Source organism: Streptomyces sp. NPDC030296 (assembly GCF_055572815.1).
The window spans coordinates 855,705-868,376 of record NZ_JBVICQ010000001.1; the positions used below are offsets into that span (position 1 = coordinate 855,705).

Sequence of the window (12,672 nt, forward strand, 5' to 3'; positions counted from 1 at the left end):
GTACGCAAGTGCGTATCCCGGTTGGTTACGGGGTCACTACATGACCGGACGGGGCGGCCACGATGTCGCCGCCCCCGGGGGCGGTCAATGCCTGCGCGCGCCCCGACCGGCCCGGCGGCCGCCGTTCGGCCACAGTCTCGGCGGGCGGCGGGCCGCCAGGTCCTCCGCCCAGCCGAAGGCGACGACACAGCCGACGATCAGCACCCAGGTGAGGGCCAGCACGGGCCAGACGCTCTCCAGGAGCCAGGGCACGTTCTGTTCGAGGACCACCACCGACCACAGCCGGTCCCACTGGGTCGCGGCGACGAGGATGCACGTGTTGTGCCACAGATAGATCGTCACCGCACGGGAGTTGAGGAAGGTGATCACCCCGTCCCAGCGGCGCAGTCGGCGCGGCCACTCGGACCACGACGGGCTGAGGTGGAGCAGCAGCGCCACCGTGCCGAGGGACCACAGCGCCTGGGCGAACGGCATGGAGTCCAGGTCGTTGCCGTTGCCGAAGTCGTGGTTCAGGGCGTACCAGAGGCCCGTCAGGGCCACGGCCGGGGCGACGGAGGGGACGATGTAGCGGGGCAGACGCCTGAGGATGCCCTCCTGGTGGGCCATGCCGAGGATCCAGCACGCGCCGAAGGTGCTGAAGTCCGTGAGCCCCGACGCGAACCGCTCGCCGGGCAGGGACAGATAGCCCAGTTCGAGCACGGCCGACAGGGCGACCGGGAAGAGGAGCGTCACCACGGGCACCGCCCTCAACGCGCGCAGCAGCACCGGGGACAGGACGACGTACCAGAGGTAGGCGCGGACGTACCAGAGGGGCCCGGCGAGTTCCACGGCCCAGTCGGCGCCGATGAAGCCGTGCGCGCCGGGCAGGCCCTCGGCGTACGGGGGGTCGCTGATCGGGAGGATCCAGAACGTGAGGTGGGACCACCACCACGCGGGATGCCCCTCCGCGTCGGGCGCCCAGCCCTGCGCCACCATGCCGGTCACACCGATCACGCCCAGCAGCCAGACGGGCGGCAGCAGTCGGCGCAGCCGGCCCTTGACGACCTGGAGGGCCGGACGCTTCAGCGAGCGGGCCATCAGGTTGCCGGCCAGCGCGAACATCACGCCCATGGAGGGGAAGACCAGCGGCAGCCAGGCCCAGCCGGTGAGGTGGTAGAGGACCACGCGGAAGATGGCGAGGGCCCGCAGGAAGTCGAAGTAGCGGTCGCGGGCGGGCGCGGGCGGCGCCTTCGGGGTCTCCTCCGTCGTGGTCTGCGTCAGGGTGCTCATCCGACCGGGCTCCCCTCGCGCGGCTTGGTCCCGGCGTCGGGCGCGCTCGTCCCGCCGGTTCCGCCGGGATCACCCGGCAGTCCCACCGCGCCGGTGCGCCGCAGCTTCTGCCAGCGCAGCCGGCCGCCGGTCAGGGCGGTGATCCACGACTGGAGCAGGACGACGTACATCAGCTGGCGGTAGAGGAGTTGTTGCAGCGGCAGGGAGATCAGATGGGTCATGCGTTCCTTGTCGAGGTGGAAGGCGTACGCCGCGCACACGGCCTGGACGGCCAGGACGCCGAACCACGCGCCGATCGTCTTCTCCGTCGGCCCGAACACCAGCCCGTACAGGAGGAACACGTCGATGAGCGGGGCCAGCAGGGGCGCGACCACCATGAACAGCGACACCAGCGGCAGGCCCACCCGCCCGAAGCGGCCCGAGGGGCCCCGTTCGAACAGGGCCTTGCGGTGCTTCCAGATCGCCTGCATGGTGCCGTAGCACCAGCGGTAGCGCTGTGACCACAGCTGCTGCACGGATTCCGGGGCCTCGGTCCAGGCGCGGGCCTTCTCCGCGTAGACGACGTGCCAGCCGTCGCGGTGCATGGCCATGGTGATGTCGGTGTCCTCGGCGAGGGTGTCCTCGCTCATGCCGCCGACCCGTTCGAGGGCCTCGCGGCGGAAGGCGCCGACGGCGCCGGGGATGGTGGGCATGCAGCGCAGGACGTCGTACATGCGGCGGTCGAGGTTGAAGCCCATCACGTACTCGATGTGCTGCCAGGCGCCGATGAGGGTGTCGCGGTTGCCGACCTTCGCGTTGCCGGCGACGGCGCCGACGCGCGGGTCGGCGAACGGCTGGACCAGTTCGCGGACGGTGGACGGTTCGAAGACCGTGTCGCCGTCCATCATCACGATCAGGTCGTGCCGGGCGTTGGCGATGCCCCGGTTGAGGGCGGCGGGCTTGCCCGCGTTGAGCTGCCGCACGACCCGCACGTCGGGCAGGTCCCGGCTCAGCTCCTCGACGATCCGGGCGGTGCCGTCGCTGGACCCGTCGTCGATGACGAGGACCTCGATGGGATGGTCGCTGGCCACCAGCGAACGGACGGTCTTCTCGATGCACTTGGCCTCGTTGTAGGCGGGGACGAGGACGGACACCGGTTCGGTGACGGGGCCGTCGGGGCCCCAGCGGAAGTTCCTGCGGCGGACCTTGCGGGCGTGGCACACCGACAGGATGAGCATCAGGCCGAAGCGGGTGAGGACGAGGACGCCGACGACCGAGAGGGCCACGACGAGGATGCCCGTGATCCGCTCGGACGCCTGGACGAGCGCCACCCACGCCTTGCCCTTCCACAGGCCGACCCCGGTGACCTCGGTGTGCGCGCTGGGCGCGTCGAGCGCCCCGGTGAGGGTGTGGAACGCGTAACCCTGGTCGCGCAGCCCGACGATGAACCGGTCTAGCGCGGCGACGGTCTGCGAGCGGTCGCCGCCGGAGTCGTGCATCAGCACGACCGCGCCCTCGCCGCGCTTCGGTGTGGCCCGGCGGATGATCTCGTCGACGCCGGGCCTGCTCCAGTCCTCGCTGTCGGTGTCGCTGACGACGGTGATGTAGCCGCGGCTGCCGATGTACTGCGTCACCGGCCAGGACCGGTTGTCCATACGGCCCGAGAACGACGAGTACGGGGGCCGGAACAGCGAGGTCCGGATGCCCGCGGCGCCCGCGAGCGCCATCTGGTTCTGGGACAGCTCCCAGTCGATGCGGCCCTTGGACTGGAGCGAGAGATCGGGGTGGTTGAAGGTGTGCAGCCCGATCTCGTGGCCCTCGTCGACCATGCGCCGCACCAGGTCCGGGTAGCGCGAGGCCATGGTGCCGGTGATGAAGAAGACGGCGTGCGCGTCGTGCTTCCTCAGCACGTCGAGGACCTTGGGCGTCCACACGGGGTCGGGGCCGTCGTCGAAGGTGAGGACCACCTCGCGGTCGGGTACGTCGAGGCTGGCCGCACGGCCCGAGCGGGTGTCGATCACCGGCCCGCCGTCGAGGATCCGTTTCGGCACGCGGTCGTTCGACACGGGCGGACGGACCCGGTGGTCGGCGAGGATCTCGCTGTGCACGTAGCCGCGCAGCATCAGCATCGCCATCAGGGCGACGAGGAACAGGCACGGCAGGATGTGACGGAGCGGCAGCCGCACGGTCCGGCGCTTCGGTGAGCGCTTCGACGAGCCCTTCGGCGGGCGCTTCGACAAGCCGTTCGACGAGTTCTTCGACGAGTCCTTCGGCCGGCCCTTCGGGGGGCTTACGGCCGTGCCGTCGGCGGCCTCGGGCGAACGGGGTGTGCGGGTACGGCGCTCGGCGGCGGCACGCGAAGGTGTGCCGCCGCGCCTGAAGCGGGTCATTATGCGGGGGTCTCCGAGGTCTGCGGGGCCTGCGGGCTCTCCGGTGCCGCGGTGGCGGGCTCGACCGGTGCCGGGGTCGGCGGACCGCCGGCGACGGTGTCCGTGCCGGATCCCGGGCCGGGAGCGGGGCCGCCGGACTCGGAGGGTGTGGGCGTCGGGGTGGGTGTGGGGCTGGAGCCGCCGCCCGCCGGCTGGGACGCGGAGACCGAGGGCTCGGGCTCCTTCACACCGGTGGTCGGCTTCGGCCGCGGGCCGGCGCTCGCGCCGCCGCTGGGCCGGGCACTCGCGGAGGCCTCCGGGACCTTCTTCTTCCCGTCGTCGCGGGCGTCGCCGCGGGCGTCGCCGCGGCCCGGCGCGGGCGCCACTCCCGGGGAGACCGACCCGGCGCTCGGCGGCGGCACGACCCCCTCGGCGGTGTCGGCGACATCGGCCGACGCGGCCGGCTGCGGCGGGGTGTCCACCTTGTCCGCCGGTGCCTCGTCCTTCTGCATGGGCATCGGCAGCCAGGGCGCGTCCGAGTTGCCCGACACCAGCGTGCCGACGATGACGACGGCGTACGCGGCGCAGACGGTGCCGACCGCGATGCCGAGCTTGCGGTAGCGGTTGCGGCGGCGCCCCGACTCGTCGACGAAGACCGGCCCGTCGGGCTGGCCCCCGGCGGCCTTGTCCGGGTTCTTGCCCGCATGCCTGCCCGGACCGTCCAGTTCCCGTCCGACGCCGTCGAGTTGAATGGTCACCTCGTGCGGGTCGTGGGTGCGGCCGGGCTGGTCGGGCTGCTCCCAGGGGGACGCCACGGTGCCCGGCCGGCCTGCCTCGCGCCCGGCGGCGCCGGGTTGCCGGGGCACACCGGCGAAGGCGGTCGACGGCCGGGGCACGGATCCCGTTCTGCCGACGGCCTCGGGCCACACCACCTCGTCACCGGTGGCGCCGGTCCGGGCGAACGGGTCGGTACCGAGGGCACCCTCGACGTCACCACGGTGTTCGTCACGGCTGTCACCGTCGGACCGCTCCGGCTGGGTGCCTTTCGGCCAGTTCTCCACGTGCACGCGCTTCCCCCCACGGGTTGCGGATGCGTGTTCGATGCCGGACTCTCGCACTTTTCCGTACCGGACCGGGCCCCCACCCGATCCGGGGCGCCCCGCCCATCACACGCACCCGGGGGCCCGAATGTAGGGGACGGGAGAGATGTGACATCTGTGCTATCAGATGAAACTCATCATGATGAGTGCATCTGTAGCCGGAATCCACCCGTCCTCCGGATATGAAAGCCATACTTCCGCGCCCGCTCGTTCGGTGGCGGCCCGCCGCAGGGCATCGAGCCCCGGGTGCGTGAACCCCTTCCGCCACACCAGCGAGACGGGGGACAGCGGGACGGGGTCGACGAGCGGCCGCAGCACACTGCGCGGCATGGGCGGGAAGTCCACCACCGCCAGCACGGGCGTCCGCGTCTTGGCCATGACCCGCGCGAACTCCTCCTCGCCCACCACCAGGGGCGCCGCGGGCGCGATCTCGATCCCCCGCCCCGCGAACAGCTGCCGCGCCAGCTCCGTCCACTCCGGCGTACGGGGATTGCCGGCACCCGCGTACACGGTCTCGCCCCTCAGCTCCGCCAGCGGCACGGCGTCCAGCGCGGCCAGCCGGTGGTCCTCGGGCAGGATCACCGCCATCGGCTCGTACCGCACGGGCTGTTGTTCCAGCCGGGCCCGCACCGCCGGGTCCAGCCCCGCGAACCTGCCGAACGACACGTCCAGCCGCCCGGCGAGGATCTCGGCGGCGGCGTACGTGAGCCCGCTCTCGTACCGCGCCAGCAACTCCACGTCGGGCACCAGCTCCCGCGCCCGCCGCAACACCCGTACGCCGGTGGCGAGCCCCGGCGAGTTCAGGTCCACCAGCAACGGCCGGGCCTGCCGGAACGCCCCCACGAGCGCGTCCTGCGCCTCCAGCACGCGCCGCGCGTGCGGCACCAGCCGCTCCCCGTCGGGCGTCAGCGCCACCTGCCGGGTCGTCCGCACGAACAACTCCACGCCCAGCTCCCGCTCCAGCCGCCGCACATCCCGGCTGAGCGCCTGCTGGGCGACGTAGAGCCGGGCGGCGGCCCGGGTGAAGTGCAGCTCGTCGACGACAGCGAGAAAGGCACGCAGCAGCCGCGGCGCGACGGCATCGGAAGCGAGGGACATCCGCCGAACTTACAACCAGGGTGCGTGAATCACCACGGAGTAGGTGTTGGACGGTGGATCAAGAACGAAAGCAGGCTTGATCCCATGCCAGCCGACGTCCACCCCCGCCGACCCAAGGGGCGCGGGGAACTGCGCGACCAGCCGCAACACGCCCGAACCCGCCGACGCAGCGACACGCCCACCCCCTCAGGCGCGCCCGAACCCACCCGCGCCCTCTCCTACCGCCACCTCTTCCACATCCCCGGCACCCGTGCCTTCACCCTCGGCGCCCTCCTCGCCCGCCTCCCCATGGGCATGTTCAGCGTGAGCGCGATCCTGATGATCGCCCCCGCCCGCGACTCCTACGCCCTCGCCGGCGCCGTCGTCGCCACCGGCCTCGCCGCCACCGCCCTGGTCGCTCCCCTCACCGCCCGCCTCGTCGACCGCCACGGCCAGGCCCGGGTCGCCGTCCCGGCCACCGCCCTCGCCCTCCTCGGCGGCCTCTCCCTGACCGCCTGCGTCCACTGGGACGCCCCGGCCTGGACCCTCTTCGCCTCCTACGCCGCCACCGCCACCGTCCCCAACACCGGCGGCATGGCCCGCGCCCGCTGGGCCCACCTCCTGAAGGACGACCCGGCGGCCCTGCACACCGCGAACTCCTTCGAACAGGCCGCGGACGAACTGTGCTTCATGGTCGGCCCCGTCATCGCCGCGTTCCTGTGCACCTCCCTGTTCCCCGAGGCCGGCACCCTGTTCGGCGGCATCGTCGTCCTGACCGGCGTCCTGGTCTTCGCCGCCCAGCGCGCCACCGAGCCGCCGCCGAGCGGCCGTACGGCCGCCCGGTCCCCCGTCCGGGCCCCCGGCGTCCCCGCCCTCCTCGCCGTCTTCCTCGCCATGGGCGCCGTCTTCGGCTCTCTGGAGGTCGTCACGGTCGCCCACGCCGACGCGCACGGCGACGCCGCCGCGGCGGGTCTGATCCTCGGCCTCCAGGCGGCCGGCTCCTGCGTCGCGGGCCTGGCGTTCGGCGCGATACGGGTGACCCGTTCCGCCGACCGCCGCTTCCCGCTCTGCCTGGCCGCCATGACGGCCCTGATGACCCTGCCGTGGCTCACCGCCTCGTCCACCGGCTCGCTCCTCCCCCTCGCCCCCGCCCTCCTGGTGGCCGGCATGGCCACCGCGCCCACCATGGTCACGGCGATGTCCCTGATCCAGGAGCGCACCCCCGAGGGCCAGTTGAACGAGGGCATGACCCTCGCGGTCACCGGACTCCTCGGCGGCATCGCGGGCGGTTCCGCGCTCGGCGGCTGGATGGTGGACCACGGCCCGGGCCCGGCCACCACCGGCTTCGCCGTGCCGGCGGCCGCCGCCGCCCTTGCCCTGCTGCTGTCCCTGGCCGCGTCCAACCGGCGCCCGACCGTTTTCCGCACACCCCATTGACGTGTCCACGTCCCGCCCTTACCTTCGCCCGTCGAAGCGCTTCGCCGCGGAGGGGGGCGACGTGACGTTCACCGTCGTACGGGAGGGGAACGTCCTGCGGGCCTCCTGCGGTGACCCGAGGGCCCCGTGGGCGGACGGGCGGGAGGTCCGGGCGGCGTCCGGCACGGGCTTCCTGACGTTGGACGTGGAGCCGGGCCCGGAAGGCGGGGGATCGCGGTGACGGTGAAGATCACGGATGTGGCGCGGCACGCGGGGGTCTCCCCCAGCACCGTGTCGTACGCGCTGAGCGGGAAGCGCCCGATCTCCGCGGAGACCAGGGCACGGGTGGAGGCGTCCATCCGTGAGCTGGGCTACCGCCCGCACGCCGGTGCCCGCGCCCTGGCCAGCAGCAAGTCGAACGTGCTGGCGATGGTGGTGCCGTTGCGGGCCGGGATCCATGTGCCGGTGGTGATGGGCTTCGCGGTGTCGGTGGTGACGTCGGCCCGCGCGCACGACCACGATGTGCTGCTGCTGACCCAGGAGGAGGGCGAGGAGGGGCTGCGCCGGGTCGCGGACACGGCCCTCGTCGACGCGCTGATCGTGATGGACGTCCAACTCCACGACCCACGGCTGCCGTTGCTGCGCACCCTGGACCGTCCTTCCGTGCTGATCGGCTTCCCCGCCTCGGCGGACGGGCTGACCTGCATCGACCTGGACTTCCGGGCGGCGGGCGAGTTGTGCGTGGACCATCTGGCCGGCCTGGGCCACCGGACCGTGGCCCTGATCGGCTCGCCGCCCGAGGTGTACGTCCGTCGGACGTCGTTCGCGCAGCGGGTCCTCCAGGGCTTCACGGCCGCCGCCACCCGCCACGGCATGACGTCCACGGTCCACCCGTGCGAGGCCACGCCCGCGGCGGCCCGCGAGGTCGCCGAGCGGCTGCTGCGCGAACACCCCGCCCTCACCGGCGTGGTGGTCCACAACGAGGCCGTTCTGGACCCTCTGTTGGACGCCTTCGAGCACCTCGGTCTCCGTGTCCCGGCCGACCTCTCGATCACGGCCCTGTGTCCCGAGGACCTGGCCACGTCGCCGCGTGTCCCCCTCACGTCGGTCGCCGTCCCGTCGACCGAGCTGGGCGAGCAGGCCGTGGCCCTGCTGATGAGGAAGCTCGACGGCGCCCCCGTCCCCGAGGCCACCCTGCTCCCCGCCCGCCTGACCCCACGGGCGAGCACGGCCCGCCGGCCGGCGGGCTGAGGGGCGGGCCGGGAGCCGACGGCTCGGGCGAACGACGCAGCGGGGCCCGGTGGTCTGGTCGACCACCGGGCCCCGCTGTTCATGCGTCACATGGGAATTGTGGAGATGGCGGGAATCGAACCCGCGTCCAACGGTGCGGAACCAGGGCTTCTCCGTGTGCAGTTCGCTATGAGTTTCTCAGCCCCGGCGATCACGCGAACAAGTCGCCGACGGGCTCAGTCACTGTTTGATTTCCCTCTTCACCCCGTGACCGGGATCAAGGTTTAGTCCCCTAGCTGATGCCAGGATCCGGGTCGGGAACAGCCCCGGGCTGACACTCCCTTTAAGTGAGAGGCTCGGTCTCGCTACCTGAGATCAGGCGGCGAGAGCGAAGCGCTGCTCGGGAGAATCGCTCTTAACAGTGGCGATTATTTTTTTCGGCCTGTGGTTTACGAGATCATGGCCGCTTCCTCGACACGCTTCCCCTGCTTCGACATCCGCTGTCGAAACCGATCATCCCCATGTTGTGTTTTCAACCCCTCCGAGGAGGGCGCTCGCACCCGCTGTGAGGTGCGGATGCCATCGTACGTGACCAACGCGAGCGCATGCCACCGTATTCCCGGCGGCCACGCGCGCGTCACCCCGGCTACGCCCGCTGCTTGCGCTTCGCCGCGGCGATGGCGCGGTCCGACTCCCGCCGGTCCTGCTTCTCCCGCAGGGTCTGCCGCTTGTCGTACTCCTTCTTGCCTCGGGCGAGCGCGATCTCCGCCTTGGCGCGGCCGTCCTTGAAGTACAAGGAGAGCGGCACGATCGTGTGCCCCGTCTCCTGTGCCTTGGACTCCAGCTTGTCGATCTCCTCGCGGTGCAGCAGCAGCTTCCGCTTGCGGCGCGCGGAGTGGTTGGTCCAGCTGCCCTGGTGGTACTCCGGGATGTGCGCGTTGTGCAGCCACGCCTCTCCCCGGTCGATCTGGACGAAGCCGTCGGTCAGCGAGGTCCGGCCCTCACGCAGCGACTTGACCTCGGTGCCGGTCAGGACGAGCCCGGCCTCGTAGGTGTCGATGATGGCGTAGTCGTGGCGGGCCTTCTTGTTCTGGGCGACGATCTTGCGCTTGCCGCCCTTCTCGCCGTCCCTCGCCTTGGCGGCCGCCCCGCCCTGCTTGGGCTGCGACTCCTTGGGTACGTACATTCCCTTGCTCATAGTGCCGTCCATTTTCGCACTACGCGGGGGTGCCGGGGAAAGCCGATTACTCGTACTCGCCGAGCCCGCTCAGCACCGTCTCCGCCCGCTGGAGGGCGTCGTCGTCGGCGTCCAGGTCGGGCGTGATGCCCCGGCCGTCGACACCGCGGCCGGAGGGGGTGCGGTAGTGGCCGACGGTCAGCTCGGCGACGGACCCGTCGGGGAGGCGGCTCGGCATCTGCACGGAGCCCTTGCCGAAGGTGCGGGAGCCCACGACCACCGCGCGGCCGCGGTCCTGGAGCGCTCCGGTGAGCAGTTCGGCCGCGCTCATCGTGCCGCCGTCGACGAGCGCGACCAGCGGTCTGGTGCTGTCGCCGCCGGCGTCCGCGTGCAGGGCGCGCTGTTCGCCGTTGACGTCGTAGGTGGCGACGAGGCCGCCGTCGAGGAAGGCGGAGGAGGCGGTGACGGCCTCGGCGACCAGGCCGCCGGAGTTGCCGCGGAGGTCGAGCACGAACCCGGTCGCGTCGGCGGCCTGCTCGACGGCCGCGCGCACCATGTCTCCCGAACCCTTGGTGAACGCGTCGACCTTGATCACGGTGATCCCGTCGGCAAGGCTGCTGACGGTGACGTCCTCGGTGGAGAGACGGGCCCTGCGCAGGGTCTCCTGCCAGGTCCGGGTGCCACGTTGCAGGCCCAGCGACACCTTCGTACCGGCGGCGGCGTCCTCGGCGGTGTCTTCTCCCCCGTCGATCGCGTCGCCGCGCAGTAAGGAGACGACGTCCGTGACGGGGCGGCCGTCGACCTTCTCGCCGTCGACGCTGACGAGCCGGTCCCCGGCGCGGATCCCGGCGCCGGCGGCGGGCGAGCCGTCCTGGACGCGGGTGATCTCGACCCGGCCGTCGCGCCGCAACCGCGCCCACAGCCCGACGCCGGTGTACTCGCCGTCGAGGGCCTCCTGGAACTCCTCGTACTCGCCCTCGGAGTAGACCGCGCCCCAGCGGTCGCCGCTGCGGCTGACGGCCCGCTCGGCGGCCTCCAGGGGGGAGGTGCCCTCGGCCATGGCCTCGGCGGCGGCCTCGGCGACGTCCTGCTGCCGGGCGGCCGGGGCGGAGCGTGGTGCGCCGGAGGCGTCGTCCTTGCGGTAGGGGTCCTCGAAGGAGCCGGTCGCGGTGCCGGTGGCGAGCACGCTCGCGAAGACCAATGTCAGGGCCGCCCCGCGGCGGATGCGGCGGGGCTGGGAGAACAGGTCGCGGCCTGACATGTCGGCGAGTCTAGGACAACGGGAGGGGCCGTAGCGGTCCTTGCCGGTACGGCCCCATTGGCGTGCGTCACACCATCAGATATGCCGTGACGTGCGGCACACTTTCTTCCCGTCCGGTCACACCAGGTTGTACTCGGCGGCCTTGGCGAGGTTCACCGCGTACGCGCCCCACATGCCCCTGGCGAAGAGCCGGTTGGACTTGTCGGTGATGGGGTGCTTCTGCCAGACCGCCTTGGGACCGTGGGCCGACACGTCGAGGACGAGGTAGCCGTTCCTCTTCACCAGCTTGAAGGTGATGATCTTGCCGGCCCCCTCCAGGTGCCCGGGGAGGGACTTGAGGGTGAAGTAGGTCTTGCCGACCGCGGTGACGCGCACCGGGTTGCAGTCCTTGACCATCTTCAGACAGATCTTCTGATTCTTCTTGACCGTCTTCGGCATGCCCTTGATCGGGAACACACCGTTCATGATCTTGTTCATCTTCTTGAACGACACCTCGGCGGGCGTCGTCTTGCGGATGACCCGGTATGTGTAGTGGTACTTGTACTCGCCGCCCTTCGCGGCGACAGCCGGAGCCGTCGCCGCGGCCGGAGCGGCCGGAGCGGCCGGCGCGGCCGAGGCGGGTACGGCCGGCAGCAGCAGGGCCGCCCCGATGGCGGCCGCCACCGCCGTACCGGCCATCCGCTTGCCTGCGCCCCCGTTGAGTGCGTGCATGATCGCTCGTTCCCCTCGTTCACTGTCATTGCTTCCGGGAACCGGAGGTCCACCGGAAGCGCGATCGGTCGGAACGAGCTTAACGATCAAGATTCGCGCAGGTAATGGCGATCGTGTCCCTGAATCGTCATGATCGCGCAACGGGCGTCAGACCCGGAGGTACTTCCGCAACGCAACGAACGCGGCCATGGCCGGCATGAGCAGTCCGATCGCCAGGACCAGCGGCAGCTTGGTCAGCACGACGTCCCAGCCGATGAAGTTGACCAGCGGGATCTTCTCCGCGAGCCACTGGTCGACCAGGAAGTACTTGCCACCGACGATCAGCGTCCCGGCGAAGCCCGCGCCGATCAGGCCCGCGATCGCGGCCTCCATGATGAACGGCGCCTGGATGTAGAAGCCCGACGCGCCCACGAGCCGCATGATGCCGATCTCCCGCCGACGGCTGAACGCGGAGACCCGCACCGTGTTGACGATCAGCAGCAGCGCCACGACCAGCATCAGACCCATCACCCCGAGCGCCGCGACGTTCATGCCGCCGAGCAGGTTGAACAGGTTCTCCAGCACGTCCCGCTGGTCCTCGACCGACTGGACACCGGCCCGCCCGGAGAACGCGGTGTCGATCACCTTGTACTTCTCCGGGTCCTTCAGCTTGATCCGGTACGACTCCTGCATCTGGTCCGGGGTGAGCGAGGCGGCCAGCGGGGAGTCCTTGAACTGCTCCTTGTAGTGCTTGTAGGCCTGGTCCGCCGACTCGTAGTAGACCTGCTCGACGATGTCGAGCTTGCCCAGGTCGCTCTTGATCTGCTGCTTCTGCTCCGAGGTGACGGCGCCCTTGGAGCAGTTGGCGTCCGCCTCCGCGTCCGCCTTGTTGCACAGGAAGATCGACACCTGGACCTTGTCGTACCAGTAGCCCTTCATCGAGCTGACCTGGTCCCGCATCAGCAGGGAGCCGCCGAACAGGGCGAGGGAGAGGGCCACCGAGATGACGACCGCGAAAGTCATCGTGAGATTGCGGCGGAGACCCACACCGATCTCCGACAGGACGAACTGCGCGCGCATGGCGTCTGGTCAAGCCTTTCCGTG

General features: G+C 71.2%; 11 protein-coding genes and 1 other RNA gene. 3 read left to right on the forward strand and 9 right to left on the reverse strand.

Annotation, left to right across the window (positions count from 1 at the left end; genetic code table 11):
• Positions 1–84: 84 nt before the first annotated feature.
• The 4 genes from ACZ4Z3_RS03570 to ACZ4Z3_RS03585 all read right to left on the reverse strand — a co-directional run bounded on the left by ACZ4Z3_RS03570 (position 85) and on the right by ACZ4Z3_RS03585 (position 5,815).
• The gene (locus tag ACZ4Z3_RS03570) at positions 85–1,269 is read right to left on the reverse strand and encodes an acyltransferase family protein (protein WP_468499454.1); all 1,185 of its coding nucleotides are present in this window, start codon (positions 1,267–1,269) and stop codon (positions 85–87) included.
• Positions 1,266–3,383: a glycosyltransferase gene (locus tag ACZ4Z3_RS03575; RefSeq protein ID WP_468499539.1), complete on the reverse strand. Its 2,118-nt coding sequence runs from the start codon at positions 3,381–3,383 to the stop codon at positions 1,266–1,268. The genes ACZ4Z3_RS03570 and ACZ4Z3_RS03575 overlap by 4 nt, the downstream gene beginning before the upstream one ends.
• Positions 3,384–3,637: 254 nt before the next feature.
• Complete coding sequence (locus ACZ4Z3_RS03580) at positions 3,638–4,678, reverse strand: hypothetical protein (protein WP_468499455.1); 1,041 nt, start codon at positions 4,676–4,678, stop codon at positions 3,638–3,640.
• 162 nt (positions 4,679–4,840) lie between these two features.
• On the reverse strand, positions 4,841–5,815 hold the full coding sequence (locus tag ACZ4Z3_RS03585; RefSeq protein WP_468499456.1) for a LysR family transcriptional regulator: 975 nt from the start codon (positions 5,813–5,815) through the stop codon (positions 4,841–4,843).
• A gap of 84 nt (positions 5,816–5,899) precedes the next feature.
• On the opposite strand from ACZ4Z3_RS03585, the gene ACZ4Z3_RS03590 reads away from it, so the two are divergent.
• The 3 genes from ACZ4Z3_RS03590 (at position 5,900) to ACZ4Z3_RS03600 (ending at position 8,461) form a co-directional block, all read left to right on the forward strand.
• A complete protein-coding gene (locus ACZ4Z3_RS03590; protein WP_468499457.1) occupies positions 5,900–7,231 on the forward strand; it encodes an MFS transporter in 1,332 nt (443 codons plus the stop codon).
• A gap of 61 nt (positions 7,232–7,292) precedes the next feature.
• On the forward strand, positions 7,293–7,451 hold the full coding sequence (locus ACZ4Z3_RS03595) for a hypothetical protein (RefSeq protein ID WP_468499458.1): 159 nt from the start codon (positions 7,293–7,295) through the stop codon (positions 7,449–7,451).
• Entirely contained in the window at positions 7,448–8,461 is a 1,014-nt protein-coding gene (locus ACZ4Z3_RS03600; protein WP_468499459.1) for a LacI family DNA-binding transcriptional regulator, read from the forward strand. Before ACZ4Z3_RS03595 ends, ACZ4Z3_RS03600 begins: the two co-directional genes overlap by 4 nt.
• A 97-nt stretch (positions 8,462–8,558) precedes the next feature.
• On the opposite strand, the gene ssrA is transcribed toward ACZ4Z3_RS03600, so the two are convergent.
• The 5 genes from ssrA to ftsX form a co-directional block, all read right to left on the reverse strand.
• Positions 8,559–8,961: a transfer-messenger RNA gene (ssrA, locus tag ACZ4Z3_RS03605) on the reverse strand.
• Between the two features lie 125 nt (positions 8,962–9,086).
• Positions 9,087–9,626 (reverse strand): SsrA-binding protein SmpB, encoded by a 540-nt coding sequence (smpB, locus tag ACZ4Z3_RS03610; protein ID WP_055540000.1) that lies wholly within the window; start codon positions 9,624–9,626, stop codon positions 9,087–9,089.
• A gap of 58 nt (positions 9,627–9,684) precedes the next feature.
• Positions 9,685–10,878, reverse strand: a complete 1,194-nt coding sequence (locus tag ACZ4Z3_RS03615) for a S41 family peptidase (protein WP_468499460.1) — start codon at positions 10,876–10,878, stop codon at positions 9,685–9,687.
• Positions 10,879–10,995: 117 nt separating this feature from the next.
• Entirely contained in the window at positions 10,996–11,589 is a 594-nt protein-coding gene (locus ACZ4Z3_RS03620) for a hypothetical protein (protein ID WP_468499461.1), read from the reverse strand.
• A gap of 147 nt (positions 11,590–11,736) precedes the next feature.
• Positions 11,737–12,648 (reverse strand): permease-like cell division protein FtsX, encoded by a 912-nt coding sequence (gene ftsX / locus ACZ4Z3_RS03625; protein WP_055715569.1) that lies wholly within the window; start codon positions 12,646–12,648, stop codon positions 11,737–11,739.
• Between the last annotated feature and the right edge of the window lie 24 nt (positions 12,649–12,672).